Origin of the sequence: Algoriphagus marincola DSM 16067, assembly GCF_000429405.1 — a bacterium.
Classification (GTDB): domain Bacteria; phylum Bacteroidota; class Bacteroidia; order Cytophagales; family Cyclobacteriaceae; genus Algoriphagus; species Algoriphagus marincola.
The window spans coordinates 43,485-63,732 of sequence record NZ_KE386898.1 but is presented as its reverse complement, the minus strand read 5'-3'; the positions used below and the strand labels follow the sequence as shown (position 1 = coordinate 63,732).

Here is a 20,248-nt window from a genome sequence, read left to right as displayed (position 1 = left end):
ATCGCAATTAGTGCGTTTCAATCGATTGATAAGTTTTGAACTCACCCTTTCGAGACCTATCAAAAAGATTAAAATCACCCTTTCAAAATTTCAATCTCAATGAAATGAAAACATTTCAATTGATCGTTTTTATCTTATTCTACCTGGCAGTTGGTACCCAAGGATCCTTTGCTCAGTGTGGAAGCTGTACGATTACATTTTCTGGGAATGGAAATCCTACACCAAACCGTAATATTCAAGATGGTGATGTAGTATGTATTTTAGGAAATAGATCCAGCAGAATCAATCTTAGAAATAGAGACGATCTGACGATTTGTATTGCAAACGGTGTAATCTATTCAAATGATTTTGCCAATTTAAATGGTGACGATATTACAATAAACAACTATGGGCAGTTTGGAGACCCTGGCACCAATAGAGACCTTCGAATTAGAGCAAGTCAGGTCCTAAATAATTTTGGCTCAGTCTTTTTTAGAAATGTAACCAATGAAGGCTTAATCAATTCAAGTAGCGGCACCTTAACCGTTGAGCGAGATTTAGAGAATGATGAAGGCGTCCTAAATCTAGGCAATACCGCTGTAGGAGGGAATTTTATTAATAATAATCTAGTCACTTTAGCAGGATCGTTAACCGTCGGAGATGACCTTGATAATGATTACGACGATGCAATCATTCGGCCACTTAATACTAATCAGTGTAATACCATATCAGTTGGTGGTGATATTGATACAGATGATGGAACAATAACAGGAAACAATCTCACCGGCCCTTTCAAGGCACCTCTAATTGTAAACAAATCACCTGATGATGGAAATCTGACTGGAGGTGCAATCGTAGACTCAGACCTTGATTGTGATGACACAAGCGGTCCTCCACCTAGCGGTTGTTGGAAATATATCGATGACGGTTCTGAATCTGGAACAGTAATTATCGAATTTTTTGAGGATTGTATCTGGGAGGCACCTGCAAATCTGGCTGAATTTGAAGTCCTTGTAGTAGGCGGTGGTGGTGGCGGCGGCTCAAACATCGGAGGTGGTGGAGGTGCCGGAGGACTGGTGCATACTCGGGCAGAAGTCACTGAAATCGAAGTCAATGGACTTCCTGCCAATACAACATTTGAAATCAAAGTAGGATCGGGTGGTGAAGGTTCTGATGATGAAGACGAAGAAGGCCAAGATGGATCAGAGTCAACTTTTGATCTTGGAGGTATTTATGAAGTAAGGGCTGCTGGCGGCGGCGGAGGTGGTTCTGCTGATAGCCGCAGAGGTAAAAACGGTGCGAATTCCTCCTACAAAAATGCTACTAAAGGATATTCAGTAGTCTCCAATAGAATTTTCGGGGGCTCAGGTGGTGGAGCAGGAAATGAGGGAAACAATAACCACAGAGGTCAGGGTGGAAATAATGGAAAAAATGGTGGCCGAGGAAATGATGGTGGTGCAGGCGGAGGTGGCGGAATCAGCCAAGATGGACTTAATGCTCGTGATGAAGAAGGCGGTAATGGTGGAGCTGGCCTAATTGTAACTGAATTTGACAACAGAGTCTACGCTGCCGGTGGAGGTGGTGCTGGCGAAGATGACAGAGGCTTCGGCGGTGCAAATTTACGGGGAGGTAATGGAGCTGAAGATGATGATGAGGGTGAAGAAGGCCAAACTCCAGGTTCTGGCGGAGGTGGTGGCGGTGATGATCGAAGAGGCGGAAGAGGCTCTAATGGTGTGGTTATTGTCAGATATGAAATCGCCAGAATCCTTCCTGTCGAATTCCTGTCATTCCAGTCAACCTATCAAGTAGCCAAAAGAACAGGTCTTTTGGAATGGTCTACCGCAAAAGAATGGGAAAACTCCCACTTTGAAATCGAGCGGGCTATTAATTCGGTCGATTCATGGACCAAAATAGGAGAAATTCAGGGCCAAGGGTTTGCTGATTCTCCTACCTCCTATTCATTCGAAGACATCAATCTTCCTATTCAAGGCGGGAACATCTTCTATCGACTAAAGCAAGTGGACTTTGATGGAACATACACTTACAGCCGAACAACCGCTATTCAGATAGAGGGACAAAAAGGCAATAAGACCTGGAGAGCCTATCCAAATCCAACCAATGGATATTCATTTCAAATTGGCATGATTGACCCTTCTTCTTATCGGGATGAACCAATCTCCATTCGGGTTATTTCCTCTACTGGTCTTTATCACTACATTCGAGTGGATGATATTCAAACCATGGGGAAACAAGTAGGAGACTGGTTGATCGGTCAGACTGCAGGTATTTACACCATAGAAATTGTATGGGGAACAAACAGGGAATACCACAAAGTGATTTTAAAAAGGTAAGTAACGTTCCCACTTTTTTGGACTTTTTTTAGAATTATAGAATTTTTTATTCTATCTTTTACAAGATTCTTTTTCCATTCAGGCATAGTAAAACGCCTTTATCTTTTATTGTCCATGCAATTAAAACTAATCTCCTCTCTAGTAGCTTGCTTTTTCCCTATTCTTCTTTTTGCACAGAGCGTCACATCTATTCAGGAAAAAACCCTAAGGTTTATCGAAACTCTGGAAGACGGGCAAGAGGATGAATTAATGATTGAATTTGCAGACTCTGTCCGAACTGAATGGACCAATTTACCTCTTGGACTAGCTCCTAGGGCCGGTCTTCAATACGGCCTACTTTCTGAAAAGAGCAAAATTGCCTTTCATCAGGTTTTAAGCTCTATTCTTAGCTCCCAAGGGTATTTGAAAACCTTCGCGATCATGCAAGTGGATGATATTCTCCATGAACTATTCGAGATCAAATATGAGCGTGGGGAGGTGAATGAAAATGCTATAAAAATGATCCGAGGTTTAAACTGGGATTATGGGAATTACTTTTTAGCCATCGCAGGCAATCCCAAAACCGATACGCATTGGGGATTGAAATTTGAAGGACATCACATTTCTCTCAATTTGACTGTAGCCGGAAATGAGTTTAGCATGACTCCTTTGTTTTTAGGTTCGGATCCGGCAGTTGTTGAGGATACTCAATACGCGGGGTTAAGACCTTTGAGCAAGGAAGAAGACTATGGGTTTTGGTTTGTCAACTCGCTGGATGAAGAACAGAAACGTAAAGCTACACTCTCTGATGACGTCCCGGGAGACATCATCACCAGTCCAGGAAGACCGCAATGGCTGGAAAAATTTCAGGGTATCAAAGGATCCGAACTTTCGGAAAGCCAGCAGCAAATCCTTCACTATCTAATTGAAGAATATGTGGCCAATCTGGATCATCTCAAGGCCGAGGAACATTTAGCAAAGCTACATGCTCGGGGGATGGATGAGGTTTATTTTGCCTGGATCGGAAGTTACGAGCCGATGAAGCCCCATTATTACATCATCCATAGTCCAGACTTTTTGATCGAATATGACAATGTTGGATTCTTAGATAATGCCAATCACATCCACTCCATTTTCAGGGAAAAAGGAAATGACTTTGGGGAAGATTTACTTAGGAAACATCGACTGGCACATCAACATTAATCCATTCTTCAACTCGAAAAAGAAATGAAACAGTTTCTAATTTTTTTACTAATTATTTTTGGAAGTAGTCTAGCTACTTTAGCACAAGAACGCCCTCAGGTTGAAATCCTTACCAGCAAAGGGAGAATAGTCGTAGAACTATACCATGAGACGCCACAGCACCGGGACAATTTCCTGAGGTTGGTCGAGGAAGGAGTGTATGACAGTTTACTTTTCCACCGAGTCATACAGGACTTTATGATACAGGGAGGTGACACCAAAAGTAAAACTGCGAAAACCGGAGAACAATTGGAGAGTAATGATTTACCATATCAAGTTCCTGCGGAAATCCACTCTGAGCTTTTTCATCAAAAAGGGGCCTTAGCTGCCGCCCGAACGGGCAATCTGCAGCGGGCATCGAGCAGTACTCAGTTTTATTTGGTGCAGGGAAAAATCCAAAATGACAGCCTCATCCAACACAATCAAGGTAGAATCAACAGCATGCTGCAACGCCCTTTTGCCCGAAACCATCCGGATAATAAAAGTCTCATTGATTCTCTGGAGCAAGCTAGAGTAGCTAGGGATACCGCTACTTACCTCTCCTTGTATAAAAAGCTGGATCAGATAGTAGCCGGATTTGAGGATTTTGAAAAGTACAAGATTCCGGAAAAGCACGTAGAAGTCTATAAAACCCTAGGAGGAACTCCCCACTTGGATCAAAATTACACCGTCTTTGGTCAAACGGTTGATGGGTTGGAAGTCATTGATGCCATCGCAACGTTGGAAACTGACGAGCGGGACAGGCCATTAGAAAATGTGTATATTCTGAGTATGAAGCGCATCCCTTCCCAAAAATGAAAAAGCCATGAGAGTATTCGGAATATATTTAATCATTTTAATGATTTTCCTTTCCTGCAATCAAAAGGAAGATACTCCCCCACCCGACTCTGAGTCATATCCCAATATAGTTTTCATCTTCACCGATGATCTCGGCTATGGAGATTTGGGTTGCTTTGGAGCTACCGATATCCAAACCCCGAATATTGACAGGATCGCAAGTGAAGGCATCAAGTTCACCTCCTTTCTTTCGGCATCACCAGTTTGCAGCCCTTCCAGAGCAGGTCTTTTGACGGGACGTATGCCCCAACGGATGGGAATCAATGCCGTCTTTTTTCCAGAAAGCCTTACTGGCATGGCTCCTGAGGAAATCACTTTTGCCGAAATCCTGAAAGAAAAGGGCTATCAAACTGCTGCAGTGGGAAAGTGGCATCTCGGGCACATGGAAAGGTACCTTCCACTCAATCAAGGCTTTGACTCTTATTATGGAATTCCCTACAGCAATGACATGGCTTCGGTGGTTTACTTAAAAGACAATGAGATCGATTCAATTTCCGTCAACCAGCGATTTACCACGAAAACTTACACTCAAAAATCCCTGGAATTTATCGATCAGGCGGCTGAAGGGCCATTTTTGCTCTACCTGGCGCATAATATGCCCCATGTCCCCATTTATGCTTCTCCTGACTTTGAAGGCAGTTCCCAAAGAGGACTCTATGGAGACGTAATCCAAGAAATTGATTGGAGTGTGGGAGAAATTCTAAAGAAACTGGAAGAAAAAGATCTACTAGAAAACACCATGATTGTCTTTTCTTCAGACAATGGACCATGGCTGGTCATGGAAGATCATGGAGGATCAGCAGGATCATTGCGAGAAGGAAAGCAGTATACCTTCGAAGGTGGGGTTCGGGTTCCAACGGTTGCCATGTGGAAAGGAAAGATCGATCCGGGTCAGGTGTATGAAGACCTAGCAACGCAGATGGACTGGTTTCCAACTTTTTGCAAGTTGGTGGGGGCTGAAATTCCTCAGGACAGGGCGATAGACGGAAAAGATCTGAGTGCAGTACTCTTCGAGAATGGTATACGGGAAGGTGATGAATACGTCTATTACATGCTTTCCGACCAACGAGGATTTAGACAGGGAGACTGGAAGATAAAGAGACCTTTTGAAGGGTATGAGGGTAGTCGCGGCATGAAAGCCGTGGACGCTCACGACACTCTCCTTTTTAACCTAAAAACCGATCCCGGAGAGACAACAAACCTCGCCAAGGAAAACCCTGAAAAGCTAGCTCAGATGATGCGAGCGATGGATTTGGCAGTAAAGCAACTGGGACCCTTACCACCTAGCCTAGTCGTGAGAGGCCCGCAGGACAACAGTCATTTTAAATACCTTGACAGTAAAAAAGAATGAAAAGTATAATTTTTTATAGTGTCTTTTTTTTAACCACCTGCCAGCTTTTTGGTCAATCAACTACTGAGATTGACAGTCTGATTGTACTCACCTACGATAGCTACTCCGAATATCGGTACGAGGAAGCCATTCAACTTGCACAGGAGGCTCTTGAAAAAAGTGAAGCAAAAAAAGACAGTGCCCGGATACTGAAGTCTCAGCTTTACCTTTTGATGGCTCAGCAAGAATTAAATCCGGCTACCTACGATCCAAAATCCATAGAAAGAATAATCCCCAAACTCGCTTCCCGAAATCTATGGAAGGAAAGAGCAAGAGCACACTCATTCTCTGCCAATATTTATGCGTTTTTTGGAGACCTGGAAAAAGCAATTTCCAACCACCTTTCCGCGCTAGCAATTTATGAAGAGCATGAAGTACCCACCGGAATTGCCAGCGTTTACAATTCCCTCAGCCTCATATACTATGATCAATACGATTATGAGGAAGCATTCGACTATGGGAGAAAGTCTCTAGCTCTTGAAGAAGGGGTAGGCGACTTAGGCAGAGTCCATACCTCTTTGAATAATCTCGCCATTATTTTCGAACATACTGGACCGATTGATTCGGCTATTTTCTACCATAAACAGGCGCTCGATATCGCAATTCAAACCAAAAACCCTTACTCCATTGGACTATCTCTTAGCAATTTGGGGAATAATTATGCCAACAAGAGTGATTTGGACTTGGCAGAAGAAACCCTGCTGGAAGCCTTGAGAATTCGGGATTCCCTAGGCTACACGAGAGGCTTGGCCTACACTCACAACAGGCTAGCGGCATTGTATCTCCAAAAAAACCAAGTCAATCTTTCTAAGTTCCATGCGGAAAAATCGTTGGAGAATGCAGAAAAGGCCTCCGAAGTAAAGGTCACCAGAATGGCTTACGAGAGACTGATGGAGGTCGCTGAGAAATCAGGGAATGCGCGTGATGAGCTTACCTTCCTGAAAAAAGCCATCGCCCTCAGAGACAGTATTCGCAATGAATCAAACACCAAGGAGATTACCCAACTGATGCTGAATTATGATTTTGAAAAAAAGCAACTTCTAGACAGCATCCAAAATGCACAGCAAATGCGTGAGCAAAGCCTACTGTTTGAAGAAAGGCTGAAAGTCGAGCGGAATCGACAGCTTATTTTCCTGATCTCTGGACTATTCTTGCTTATTCTCGTCATCCTTTGGTGGAGAAGGTATGTATTTATCAAAAAATCCAATGAGGTCATTGAGGCAGAAAAAGATCGATCGGATAAGCTTTTGCTCAATATTTTGCCGGCAGAAGTTGCAGAGGAATTGAAAGAAAAGGGATTTTCAGAAGCAAGGGATTTTGAAGAGGTAACCGTGATTTTTACAGACTTTGCTGATTTCACCCAAAAAGCTCAGCATTTGAGTGCCAAGGAGTTGGTCAATGAGTTAAATACCTGTTTCAAAAAATTTGATGAAATCATCGCTTCCCATGGATTGGAAAAAATCAAAACGATCGGTGATGCCTACATGGCAGCTGGAGGGCTAAATAAGAAATCGGAAGTACAGGCGGTAGTGAGGGCTGCTCTGGAGATGAGAGACTTTATCATACAGCGAAATAACAACCCTTCCACGCCTAGTAATGCAAAGTTTGATATGCGGGTAGGAATTAACACAGGTCCAGTGGTGGCAGGAATCGTAGGAATCAAAAAATTTCAGTTTGATATCTGGGGAGACACAGTCAATACAGCTCAAAGAATGGAAGGAGCTTGTGAGTTAAACAAAATCAATATCTCCGAAAACACCTATGCTGAAATTCAGGATGAAGAAGGACTTGAGTTCGAATATAGAGGTGAATTGGAGGTCAAAGGGAAGGGAAAATTAAAAATGTGGTTTGTCTTCGAGAAAAATCATTCAGCAGCATGAAAAGGAAATATCTCTCACATTTTTATTCAGCTACCACTCTTTTGGCATTACTTAGCCTTTTAATTTTTTCCTGCTCCAAACCAAATTCGCCAGAAAAAGCCCCAAACATCCTTCTGATTGTAGCAGATGATTTGGCTTATGCAGACCTTGGGTCCTTTGGTGGAGACATCGAAACGCCAAGTCTGGATCAATTGGCAAAAGAAGGAATCCGCTTTAGTCAATATCATACTGCTCCTTTTTGCGCCGTTACCCGGGCCATGATGCTATCTGGTAATTACAATCATGTAGCAGGAATGGGATCGCAAGACCTAGTCACTGGTGTACCTGGCTATGAAGGACATTTGAGTGAGCGAATCATTCCAATACCAGAATTACTTCAGCAAGCAGGATATCACACCTACACCGTGGGTAAATGGCATCTAGGACTACGTCCCGAGGACAATCCGCATCGAAAAGGCTTCGAAAAATCCTTTGTGACCTTAGAGGGAGGTGCGAATCATTACAGTAGCAGGGGTATTTTCCCTGATGCTCCTGAATCCCCTTACACCGAAAACGGCCAAAAAGCTAACTGGCCAGAAGGTGCCTACTCTACTGATTTTTATACAGACAAGCTGATTTCCTATATCGAGTCAAATCGAGAAGACAAACAACCTTTTTTTGCTTTTGCCGCCTACACTTCACCCCATTGGCCGCTTCAGGTGGATGAAAAGTTTTGGAAAAAATACCAAGGACGATACGATGAGGGCTACGAAGTTCTACGAAATAAAAGGCTGGAATCCCTCAAAAAAGCTGGAATCATTCCGTCCAATGCTTCGCTTCCGGCCTTAAACCCGATTGTCACTTCCTGGGATTCACTTTCTCCCGAAGAGCAAAAAAAAGAAGCCCGGAAAATGGAGCTCTATGCCGGAATGGTTGACAACCTTGATTACAATATCGGCCGATTAGTAAGCTACCTAAAAGAAAATGGATTGTATGAAAATACACTGATCGTCTTCGTTTCTGACAATGGAGCAGCAGCTGAAGACTTTTATTACAGTTCCTATTTCGGTCCTTTTCTTCAAGACAATTATACAGATACCTATGAAGAAATGGGCAAAGAAAACTCCTTCATTTCCTATGGGCCTCAATGGGCCGAAGCAGGAACTTCCCCTTATCGCTACTTCAAAGGATATACTACCGAAGGAGGTATGATTGCTCCCATGATCATAGCAGGTTCACCTGTACTTCAAACCAACCAAATTGTGGATCAATTTGTAACAGTGATGGATCTGGCCCCTACTTTTTATCAACTCGCAGATTTGGAATATCCTGCCGATTGGAAAGAAAAGGAAGTAAAGCCACTAGCTGGAAGGTCCCTCTTACCCATTCTACAGGAAGGAAAAAATGAAATCCACGATTCCACCTATGTATTTGCTTTGGAGCATCGAGGTCGAATCATGCTTCGAAAAGGCAAGTGGAAATTACTCAATATCACTGCTCCTTATTCAGAAGAAAACTTTGAACTGTATGACTTGTCCGTATCACGGGACGAGCAAAACAATGTGAAAGAACGCTATCCTGAGAAATACGAAGAATTGCTTCAGGAATGGAATACCTATTCAAAATCTGTTGGTGTCAGAACCCCAACTCCTCGACTTGGAGAGGGCTTAAAAGATTAACAAATGGCAGAAAAACAAAGAACTGAGCTCAAGCGTGAGGTAGGAATGGGTGGTGTCATTACCAATGTGCTTAGCATTTCCATTGGTAGTGGTATATTCCTTTTACCAGCTTTGGTTTATGGGATTTTGGGCCATGCCAGTATTCTGGCCTACATCTTCTGCGGATTTATTTTTATGTGTCTCGGATTATGTTTTGGAGAATTGGGCAGCCGAGTACCAGATACCGGAGGTTTGTATGTTTACATCAATCGTGCCTTTGGCCCCATGGCCGGATTTATTGCCAATATTCTGTATTGGATGGGAGTAGGAGTTTTAGCATGTGGTGCCTTGATGAACGCCCTGGCTGATATTGCAGGTTCATACTTTCCTATTTTCAAAGAAACCGGGATGAGGGTTGCCTTCTTCGCTGCCATCACCGCTTTCAGCTGTTTTTTGAATTTTAAGGGAATAAAAGACAGTATGGTCTTTATCAAAATCCTCACCTGGACTAAGGTACTATCTCTGATGGCTTTGGTCAGTATTGCACTTACCCAAATAGATTTTGCCAATATCAGTTGGGAAGGGTTCCCCGAATTCGGGAAAGTCGGAGAGGCTTCCATTTTGCTCATTTTTGCCTTTTTGGGAGGGGAACTCGCTATAGCCAATGGCGGAGAAATGAAAGACCCGACCCGAACAGGTCCTATGGGTTTTATAATAGGTATTGTAATGGTGATTTTAGGATTTTGTACCATCCACCTTGCCGCCCAAGGAGTTTTGGGAGATTTGATGCTTACTAATCAGGAAGCTCCTTTAGCTGAATTAGCCAAAGTGATTTTTGGGGAAACAGGATTTCTGTTGGTATTGATTCTCTCTTTTATTGCAGTTTGGAGCACTTTAAGTTCCATAATTACACTTCTTCCTAGAATCCTGTATGCAGGTGCAAAAGATGGATTGCTTCATCCTGTTCTTTCCAAAGTACATCCTTCCCACGGTACTCCCTATGTGGCTATATTATTCTTGGGTGTTTTAGAATTTGCTTTCGCAGCTTCCGGCAGCTTCCGGTATTTGTTGGTATTGGTCACAGGAGCTTCCTTGGTAATCTACTTTGGAGCTGTCCTGGCCTATCTCAAATTTCGCTGGAAAAATAAATCCGTGGTCCCCAACTACTTTCGAGTACCCTTTGGGAATAGCATTGGAATCATAACCCTGATCGCTTTAGCCTGGGTATTTTTTCAACTAAGCAATAATGAATTATTAGCAATAGGCATTTTCATATTGCTATTAGCCGTCATCTATATACTAAGAACGCAGATTAAAAAAAGATCCAATCAACCTATCATTAACTAATAATACCATGAAAAAAGTACTGGTTTTCCTTTTTCTTTCTTTCGGGCTGTATTCGCTGACCATCGCCCAGCAAAAAACAAATTTCGAATTGACAGATCTCTTCGATCTCGAATATGTCACTAGCCCGAGCATTTCTCCAGATGGGAGCAAGATCGTCTATGTCCGCAACTTCAAGGACATCATGACCGATCGAGACTATTCCAATTTATGGATTGTCAATGCGGATGGAACACAAAATCGGCCCCTGACACAAGGAAATCAACGAGATTTTGGGCCTGTTTGGTCCCCCGATGGGGGCAAAATTGCCTACCGATCCAATGCCCAGGATGAACGGGTAAAACTTTTTGTATTCTACCTAGACACCAAAGAGTCTGTGGCCCTGACTAACTCAGCCAATGCACCGGGAGCGGTGAGTTGGTCTGCGGATGGACAGCAATTGGCCTTTACACAATTTGTCCCCGCTCCTAAAAAATCCATGCTCAGCATCCCCTCCAAACCACAAGGAGCAGAATGGAACGAAGCTCCGATTTTTATAGATGAATTGAACTACCGTGGGGATGGTGCCGGCTACCTGCCTAGCGGAAATTCGCAGATTTTTACCATAGGCCTTTCTGGTGGTACCGCGAGACAGCGAACTTTTGATAATCAGAATCACGGATCTCCTATCTGGTCTGCTGATGGTCAAAGCCTCTTTTTCTCTGCCAATCTTCTTGAAAATTCGGAATTGGAGCCAGCGAACTCCGAAATCTACCAACTTGATTTAGCGAGTGGAAAGATCACCGCCTTGACTTCCCGTTTTGGTCCTGATTCTAACCCAAGCCTATCACCAGATGGAAAAATGATCGCTTACACTGGATTTGACGATAGCTTCCAAGGGTACCAAGTCACGCATCTCTATGTAATGAACACAGATGGAACGGGGATCAAAAACCTGACAGCTGACCTAGACCGAGATGCAGGCAATCCCCAATGGGACGCCAGTGGGCAAGGAGTCTATTTTCAATATGATGAATTTGGAGACACCAAGGTGGGTTATGTGGCCCTGACGGGAAAAATCAGAACGGTCGTCGAAGGGCTTGGGGGGCTAGATTTGGGAAGGCCCTATAATTCCGGCACTTACTCCGTTTCGTCTAATAACCGAATCGCCTATACTTTGGGCGGTCCAGAACACCCAGCCGACCTCGCCATTTGGAACGGTGGCACCACCACTAGACTCACTGCCTTGAATGATGATATTTTCTCTTATCGGAAAATTGGAAAAACAGAAGAAATCTGGTGGGAATCCAGTTTTGACGGTCGAAAAGTTCAAGGTTGGATCGTAACCCCTCCTGACTTTGACCCCAACAAAAAATACCCCTTCATTTTAGAAATTCATGGAGGGCCTTTTGCCATGTATGGCCCTTCCTTCGCCTATGAAATTCAAGCTTATGCTGCTGCAGGCTATGTGGTACTTTACACCAATCCAAGAGGAAGTACCGGCTACGGCCAGGAATTTGGCAACTTGATTCATCATGACTACCCCAATCATGATTATGAAGACCTGATGTCAGGTGTAGACGCAGTTATTGAAAAAGGTTACATCGACACCGAAAATCTTTTTGTGACAGGTGGCTCTGGTGGGGGAGTTTTGACTGCTTGGATCGTCGGAAAAACCGATCGCTTTAAAGCAGCTGTGGTGGCCAAACCTGTGATCAACTGGACAAGTTTTGTACTTCATGCTGATGGTGCCGCATTTTTTGGTAAATACTGGTTTGGAGCCATGCCTTGGGAAGATATCGAAAACTACTGGAGAAGATCCCCTCTTTCCTTAGTAGGAAATGTAACTACCCCAACCATGCTTCTTACCGGAGAAAAGGATTTCCGAACCCCTATTTCAGAATCCGAACAATACTATACAGCGCTGAAACTTCAGGGTGTTGAATCTGCCATGGTTCGCATTCCCAATGCCTCTCATGGATTGGTGAACCGACCCAGTATGCTGATGAGTAAAAGTGCCGCGATTTTAAGCTGGTTTAATCATTATCGAGACCAAAAATGAAGGGATTAAGCTGCCTTTTTTTTTACTTTTTATTCCATTTCACCTTTGCGCAGGAATCTGAAAAATCTCAGATTCTTGCACAAAGAGAAGCTTCCAATCAAGCCTTACGCGCTTTTGACGAGGAATTAAACGCAACTTTTCTGACAGACGATGTTTTAATCACTACAGGCGCCGGGACTATGATCTCAGGAAAAGAAGCCTTGATGGACTATGTACAGGAAGTGCAGGGACCCAGAATGTATTGGATTCGAACTCCCGATGAAGTCATTGTCAATCCAGAAACTCAACTTGCCTGGGAGACAGGAACCTGGAAAGGATATTTCGAAGATTCGGAAGAAGCCACAGTAGGTGGAAAATATTCCGCTCAATGGACTAAAAAATCGGGGGCTTGGCTGATACAATCTCAATTGTTTGTCACCTTACCTCGATGACCTTTTTGTATTTTAGAGAAATAAATACAGGAAATTACTGAAATTGAATCTTTTACCATAAAACCTGATCATGATTAACCTGACTATAAACGGAAAAGAATATCCCGTGGAAGCCCCTGCAGGAATGCCACTCCTTTGGGTAATCCGTGAGCAATGTGAATTGACCGGAACCAAATTCGGTTGCGGAATAGCTCAATGCGGAGCCTGTACGGTCCATGTTGACGGGCAGCCAATCCGGTCTTGTATCACTCCTGCATCTTCTGTAGAAGGGAAAAACATTACGACTATCGAGGGCATTGCTCCTGATGAAAACACCTTACACATCGTTCAGCAAGCTTGGATCGAAGAGCAAACTCCCCAATGTGGCTATTGTCAATCCGGGCAAATCATGTCTGCAGTAGCCCTTTTGAATGAAAATCCAACTCCTTCGGACGAGGAAATCGAGCAGGCCATGTCAGGAAATATCTGCCGCTGCGGTATGTATGGACGGATCAAATCGGCAATCAAGCGTGCCTCAGCAGCACTCCAAGCCTCCACCTCTAATCCCCTACTCCCATGAAATCGAGCCTGTCTGAAGTAGACAAGCATGACGAAATTCGACAAACAGTGGAATACCCCGATAGATCAGGGAAATCGTGCGAGATTCCACCCCGATACTCGGGACAAGTTGTGGCCTTTAAAAATAAAATTATATACACATGAAAAAGTGGACAAGAAGAGCCTTTATCGGTACAGGAATTTTAGCGAGTGGTGCACTTGTAATCGGAGTGGCAATCCGCCCGGGCAACCGATCCTCCAAAGTGGCTGGTTTAATCGCCGAAGAGGGCGAAACAGTCATGAATATCTGGCTGAAAATATCGCCTGACAATACCGTCACAGCCATCATTCCTCACGCAGAAATGGGGCAAGGCGTGCACACTACCTTGGCGATGATGCTGGCCGACGAAATGGATGCAGACTGGTCTAAGGTGAAATTTATGGAGGCTCCTGCCGATAAGGAATATGCAAATTATGTGGTAGCCAAAGGTTTTATTGCCGGAGACAAGACCTTCCCCAAGTTTTTGGAAGGAACCATTGATGGGGTTTTTCTCACGGCAGTAAAGTCTATGAATTTCCAAATCACAGGGGGTAGTGCCTCCGTGAGATTTACCGGTCAACAAGGAATGCGAATCGCCGGGGCTGCTGCCAAGGCAATGCTGCTCCAGGCTGCCGCAGATACTTGGAAGGTACCAGTCGAAGAACTCAAAGCCGAGAAAAGTACCATTTCGCATCCTGCTAGCAATCAAACAGCAACCTTTGCCGAATTAGCTCAAGCAGCCGCCAAAGTTAAAGCTCCCAAGCAACCTCGATTGAAAACTCCTGAGGAATTTACCCTCATGGGCACTTCTCAGCCCAGATTGGATATACCAGCCAAAGTCACTGGCACAGCTAAGTTTGGAATGGATGTGATCCTACCCAATATGAAATATGCCACGATCAAGGCTGCCCCGGTATTTGGAGCGAAAGTGAAAACCGTAGATACTTCTATCCCTTCAGATAGTGAAGGAATATTGAAAGTTCTGAATCTGGAAAATGCTGTGGCTGTGGTTGCTGATGGCTTTTGGCAGGCAAAAAGTGCCATAAACCGTCTAAACATCGAATTTGAATCCACAGAAAATGATGGAAAAAGCCAGGATGATATTTTAAATGGGTATCAAATGGCCATGGACAAAGCACTGGAAGAGGGAAGCATTGAAGAGCATTTTCGATCCGGAGATGTACTTAATGCCCTTTCTGAAGCGGAGACAATCGTCGAGGCAGAATACCAACTCCCGTTTTTGGCCCATGCCACTATGGAGCCGATGAACTGTACTGCATGGGTTCATGACGGGAAATGCGAAATCTGGTGCGGAAGCCAAAACCCCTTAGGTGCAAAAGCTGCCGTGGCTGAGCTTTTGGATATTTCTCCTGATCAGGTCACCGTGCACAATCAGCTTTTGGGTGGTGGTTTTGGACGAAGATCTGAGACAGATGTGATCAAGCAGGCGGTTGCAATAGCCAAGGAAGTAGATTATCCAGTCAAATTGATCTGGTCACGGGAAGAAGACACCCAGCATGACGTGTACCGCGAGGCAACGATCAGCCGCATGAAGGCCGGTTTGGATGAGTCCGGAAATCCGGTGGCTTATTCTCATCAGTTTTTGTTTAAGCACCATCCGCCTGAAGCGGCGGATTTACCCTACTCTGTTCCCAATCAATTGATTCAGTTTACGAGTCCCAACTCATTTGTTCCTTGGGGTAATTGGCGAAGTGTGGACCATTCTGTACATGGATTTTTGACCGAATCCTTTATAGATGAACTCGCATTTGCAGCGAAAAAAGACCCTTTAGCTTTCAGAAAAAGCCTTACTCAGGACAAACCAAGATTTCAGAAAGTACTTGACCTGATTCAAGAAAAATCTGATTGGAATTCCCCTTTGCCTACCAATTGGGGAAGAGGGATCGCTATTGCCCAATCCTTCGGCTCTATTGTGGCGGAAGTTGCGGAAGTGGAGGTGAATGTGGAAGGAAAGGTCAAAGTTCACCGGGTAGTTTGTGTGGCAGACGCCGGCTTTGCCATTCATCCGGATGGATTCAAAGCGCAGATGGAAAGTGGAATCATCTATGGACTGGCAGCAGCGATGAGCGGTGAAATCACGATTGAAAATGGAGCGGTGGCCCAGAGCAATTTCCATGATTATCAGGTCACCCGCATGAGTGAAGCTCCTAAAATAGAGACGCATATCATCAATTCCGGAAATCCTCCGGGAGGAGCGGGCGAGCCGAGTACACCGGTGATTGCTCCTGCAGTAACGAATGCTATTTTCAATGCCACGGGAGCTCGAATCCGTCAATTGCCGATTTCAAAAACCGATTTGCGGGTTTCTATCCAGCAGGCGACCTAAAGAAACATGATCTCATTTTTCAGAAGCCTATCGGCATGGCAGAAAATCAGTTAATCTCGAATCTGTACGCTGATAAAGGTAGAGTAAAATTGATAATGATTGAATTGAATAGTCCCTTTAGGGACCTAATATTGGTAGCACCCAATAATATTAAGGATTATCCGTGCCTATAGGTACGGTATATAAATTTTCAACCATGGCCAATACCTACACACAAATTCATATTCAAGTAGTCTTTGCCGTACAGAACCTGATTTCTCTTATTCAAGCACATTGGAAAGAAGAGCTTTACAAATACATTTCTGGGATAATTCAAAATCATGAACACAAGGTTTTACAAATCAATGGAATGCCTGACCATATCCATATACTCATAGGATTTAGGCCTAATCAAGCCTTATCTATTTTGATGAAAATGGTAAAAGAAGATTCTTCCAAATGGATTAATACGAGGCGTCTTGCTAAGGGAAAATTCTCTTGGCAATCCGGATACGGAGCTTTTTCCTACTCGAAGGATCAGATACCTCGGGTAACTAAATATATCCAAAACCAGGAAAAGCATCATTCAAAAAAATCTTTTATCGAAGAATATTTAGAGCTTCTGAAGATACATGAGGTAGAATATGATCAGCGTTACATTTTCAAACCCCTCGAATGATTATATTCTGTACCTAACGGCACAGATGATCAACCCTACAAAATTTTCTGCCACCCATATAAAGTCCCTAAAGGGACAAAATAAAGACATTGATTCTATTATCTCCTTCTTCCGAAAAATCCGCCAAAAACTACTCTTCAGAGATAAAATGATTTAATTAGTGAAATGATCATCAGAAAAAATCACAAGGTTCGAAATACAAAAAACCACTTACTAACACAAAAAAATTCCTTTGGAATTTCAGATAAAAAATGAATTTATTATGTTCAGGAATGAAGAATCTCCTGATACTCTTCTCCTTTTTCGTAATTTTTGAAATTAATGCTCAGGTTTATCTTTATCCTGACTCACTTCGCCAAGCACTCCGGAAGCTAGAGGAAAAAGATCAGGTATTGGATTTACTCCGAATTGGCTTTTACTATGCTCAGGAGAACACTGATTCTGCTTTACTCTATGTCAATAAAGCAGAAAATATTGCCATCAAGTATCAAGACACTTTAGGTGAAATCATCACCTACCGAACCAAAGGGGTAGTATACTATGAATCCAACCGGCCTGACTCCACCATTTGGTACTATAGAAAAGGCCGTGCCCTTGCAGAAATAGCTAGTGAGGATCTTCAACTTGCCCATTTCGACAATAATATTGGAATGTATTAATTTTCCGCTTTCTTCATCCGTGATAAACTCACTAGGTTCTACCAGCGCTATCCCTTTCGCCTGGAATTGATCTTGAAATTCAGGAAGTAAAATCTCCAAGAAATGATCTGCCACAAGATTGCTTCCTTCTGGTGTCAGGTAATTTTTGGAATAAATTGTGGTTTGTGCCACCTTGGACGAAGTCGTCACTGAATAATCCCAAACTTGCATGGATAAAACACCGATTTTTTTGGAGTTTGGTGAATTCTCTTCCGCAAGGAGCTCTTTATTGAGCAAGCCTTGAAGTTGATCGATCCAGGTACTATTATTTTTATAGCTTTTGACTAGCTTGTCCCATTTTTTATCATTCAATTCAGCCAGCTCCTGCATGGATTTTTGTGCATGGGCAAATGTGGAAAAGCTTAAATAAAAAAGGAGGGAAAAAGCAATTTTAGGAAGATACGATTTCATTTTATGATTTTTTAGTTGAATAAATTGAATTTGTAAAACCGGTTGAGAACACTCATCTAATTGGAATTAAATTTTTGATTAAAGGCTGATTCAAAAGTGAGAGAATAATCAGGCAAAATCAATCCCCAATCTTGGGGATATTTTATCACCTAGTTTCCTAAGATTAAATGCACTTTTCATAAACCTGTTGGAAAAATTTAATCGGTATTTGGGGAGTTTTTTTATCACATCTGTCCAAACGACCTCCCCCTTACAGGTACAAAAAAGTATCTTTTAAAAGTATCTAATCGGAGAAATAACAGCCTCTTTAAATAGTAATAAGAAAAGCTGGAATCATTTAATACGAAGCAAAGTCGGAATACAATTTTAAAACTTGATTTAATTGATACAAGATTGAAAAATTCGAGATTTAATTATTGTAATTACAAGTATATTTTGTATTTTAGAAAGAATTAAATCAGTGAAGCAAATAGATTTTTCACTGAAAGAATTTTTGACTTATCGGCTTTTACTTATAGCGTTCTATCCTGAAAATCCCATACGGGGATTAGACAAGTTTTCATTGATATGAAGATCTAATGAATTGAAGCATCGGATTAGAACCCTTTACTGTGATAATAATTTAATCTTATTAATCTTTTAATTTTCATTTTATGTCTGATTCAAACACTTTCGATCCCAATGCAATGAACGTTGGGAAATACCTAGCCTACAGGCTCCATCAGCTAGGTGTAGATCAATTATTTTCAGTTCCCGGAGATTATACCAGCGATCTTTTAGAAATCATTGATACTTACAAATCCCCAAAGGGGGATCGGTACCTTCATCGTATCGGTAATTGCAATGAACTCAATGCAGGCTATGCAGCGGATGGCTACTCCCGCGCTAATGGTCTCGGGGCAGTTGCCGTGACCACCGGTGTAGGTTCATTTTCTTTACTCAATGCCATCGGAGGTTCCTTTGTAGAAAGTGTCCCTGTCGTAGCGATCATCGGTACGCTGAGCAATACCAAACTCATGGACGAGATCAATGCCGGCGAACTCTATCATCACAATGTCAGCACCGAAGACACCAATCGCACAGTCTACTCTCCTGTCACAGTAGCATTTGAACGGATATCAAACCCACTGACGGCACCTTCGCAAATAGATGCTGCCATCATCGCATGTATCAGCAAAAGCAAGCCGGTGGCTATAGAGATCATGGAAGATTGCTATTACATGCCTTGTGCAAATCCCGAGGGAACGCTAAGCCCTGTTCCCAACTATGAGTCATTACCTGTACTTCAAGGTATGGCTGCGCAATCCGCCCCAAATAAGTACGCAGCCCAAATCGTGCAGGCCATAGAAAAAGCAGCCGAGGCTGTCTATGCGAAGATATCAACAGAAAAGCCTATTCTTTGGATAGGAAAGGAAATCGCCACCAGAAAATTACAATCCAAATTTGCCGCTTTGCAACAGGCTATTGGGGCGCCTTATGTCACGTCTTTTTTGGGTAAAGCAGTAGTTTCAGAAGATAACCCCTGGTTTCTGGGGATGCATGATGCTGTATTTACTAGTGATTACACCAATTCCTATTTGAAGCAATCCACAGCAATCATTGGATTGGGAGTATGGAATACAGACCTGAATACTTTTGGCTCCAAAAGCACTGAGACTGGAAATATTACCCAAGTCTTTGCTTCCCGGGATATGGTAAAAGACGGTGAAAATCTCTATGTACAGGTCTCTCTAGAGCATGTGATAGATGCCGTCATGGCACTAATTCAGAAAAACGGATATAAATCTTCTTGGCAGCAGCCAAGCCCTCCGACGATCCCAACCATTCCTGCTCCCCAAACCTCAATTACATACGATTCCTTTTTTGCAGTACTCGATCAGCATGTCAATGATAATCACCTGATCGTAGCCGATATCGGCCTTTCATCATTCGGAGGATCCTCCTCCTTGAAAATCAATCGTCAAGATGGGTTTCTAGCGCAGAATATCTGGGCATCCATCGGCTGGAGCGTACCTGCAGGTCTGGGAGCTTCCTTTCGAGAAGATGTCAGGACTTTCGTGATCGTAGGAGATGGAGCTTTTAAGTTGACTTGCCAAGCGGTTTCAACCATGGTACAAGAAGGTCGAAATGCGGTAGTTTTTGTGCTGAATAACAAAGTATATGGTGTAGAGCAAATGCTGCTAGATCCTGCCCCTTATAAAACCGGATCCTCGGCTCCCTTTGAAGAGGCAAATATTCTCCAAGAATGGGATTATGTGAGTCTGATGAAGGGTTTCTCAAACAATTCAGGGAATGCTAAAAGCGCCGTGGTCAACACCATTGGCGACTTGGAGTCCCTCCTGGAAGAAATAAGCTGCAATAAAGCCTCCACCTATCTTGTAAGTATCAATCTAGATGAACGGGACTATCCTTCAGCTTGGAAGCTTTTTGTCAATAAATAAATCTC

14 protein-coding genes are annotated in these 20,248 nt (G+C 43.1%); 13 read left to right on the top strand and 1 reads right to left on the bottom strand.

The window, feature by feature from the left end:
• The first annotated feature begins 104 nt into the window (after positions 1-104).
• From G457_RS22400 to tnpA, 12 genes are all read left to right on the top strand, one after another.
• Positions 105-2,330 (top strand): glycine-rich domain-containing protein, encoded by a 2,226-nt coding sequence (locus G457_RS22400; RefSeq protein WP_051260900.1) that lies wholly within the window; start codon positions 105-107, stop codon positions 2,328-2,330.
• A 114-nt stretch (positions 2,331-2,444) separates the two neighbouring features.
• Complete coding sequence (locus tag G457_RS0117310) at positions 2,445-3,512, top strand: DUF3500 domain-containing protein (RefSeq protein WP_026947570.1); 1,068 nt, start codon at positions 2,445-2,447, stop codon at positions 3,510-3,512.
• Between the two features lie 24 nt (positions 3,513-3,536).
• Positions 3,537-4,349: a peptidylprolyl isomerase gene (locus tag G457_RS0117305; protein ID WP_026947569.1), complete on the top strand. Its 813-nt coding sequence runs from the start codon at positions 3,537-3,539 to the stop codon at positions 4,347-4,349.
• Between the two features lie 7 nt (positions 4,350-4,356).
• Entirely contained in the window at positions 4,357-5,739 is a 1,383-nt protein-coding gene (locus tag G457_RS0117300) for a sulfatase family protein (RefSeq protein ID WP_026947568.1), read from the top strand.
• Complete coding sequence (locus G457_RS22395) at positions 5,736-7,658, top strand: adenylate/guanylate cyclase domain-containing protein (protein ID WP_051260899.1); 1,923 nt, start codon at positions 5,736-5,738, stop codon at positions 7,656-7,658. The genes G457_RS0117300 and G457_RS22395 overlap by 4 nt, the downstream gene beginning before the upstream one ends.
• The gene (locus tag G457_RS0117290) at positions 7,655-9,316 is read left to right on the top strand and encodes an arylsulfatase (protein ID WP_051260898.1); all 1,662 of its coding nucleotides are present in this window, start codon (positions 7,655-7,657) and stop codon (positions 9,314-9,316) included. Before G457_RS22395 ends, G457_RS0117290 begins: the two co-directional genes overlap by 4 nt.
• Positions 9,317-9,319: 3 nt before the next feature.
• Entirely contained in the window at positions 9,320-10,642 is a 1,323-nt protein-coding gene (locus G457_RS21870; protein WP_051260897.1) for an APC family permease, read from the top strand.
• Between the two features lie 7 nt (positions 10,643-10,649).
• Positions 10,650-12,680 (top strand): alpha/beta hydrolase family protein, encoded by a 2,031-nt coding sequence (locus G457_RS0117280; RefSeq protein WP_026947566.1) that lies wholly within the window; start codon positions 10,650-10,652, stop codon positions 12,678-12,680.
• Positions 12,677-13,111: a YybH family protein gene (locus G457_RS0117275; protein ID WP_026947565.1), complete on the top strand. Its 435-nt coding sequence runs from the start codon at positions 12,677-12,679 to the stop codon at positions 13,109-13,111. The genes G457_RS0117280 and G457_RS0117275 overlap by 4 nt, the downstream gene beginning before the upstream one ends.
• A 64-nt stretch (positions 13,112-13,175) precedes the next feature.
• Entirely contained in the window at positions 13,176-13,670 is a 495-nt protein-coding gene (locus G457_RS21865) for a (2Fe-2S)-binding protein (protein ID WP_282705556.1), read from the top strand.
• A gap of 139 nt (positions 13,671-13,809) precedes the next feature.
• The gene (locus G457_RS0117265; protein ID WP_026947564.1) at positions 13,810-16,035 is read left to right on the top strand and encodes a xanthine dehydrogenase family protein molybdopterin-binding subunit; all 2,226 of its coding nucleotides are present in this window, start codon (positions 13,810-13,812) and stop codon (positions 16,033-16,035) included.
• A 196-nt stretch (positions 16,036-16,231) separates the two neighbouring features.
• The gene (gene tnpA, locus G457_RS0117255) at positions 16,232-16,693 is read left to right on the top strand and encodes an IS200/IS605 family transposase (RefSeq protein WP_026947563.1); all 462 of its coding nucleotides are present in this window, start codon (positions 16,232-16,234) and stop codon (positions 16,691-16,693) included.
• A 497-nt stretch (positions 16,694-17,190) separates the two neighbouring features.
• Here the strand turns inward: tnpA and G457_RS0117245 are convergent, their stop codons facing one another.
• A complete protein-coding gene (locus G457_RS0117245; RefSeq protein ID WP_026947562.1) occupies positions 17,191-17,802 on the bottom strand; it encodes a hypothetical protein in 612 nt (203 codons plus the stop codon).
• Between the two features lie 653 nt (positions 17,803-18,455).
• Between G457_RS0117245 and G457_RS0117240 the strand changes: the two genes are divergently transcribed.
• On the top strand, positions 18,456-20,243 hold the full coding sequence (locus G457_RS0117240) for a thiamine pyrophosphate-binding protein (protein WP_026947561.1): 1,788 nt from the start codon (positions 18,456-18,458) through the stop codon (positions 20,241-20,243).
• The last annotated feature ends 5 nt before the right edge of the window (positions 20,244-20,248 follow it).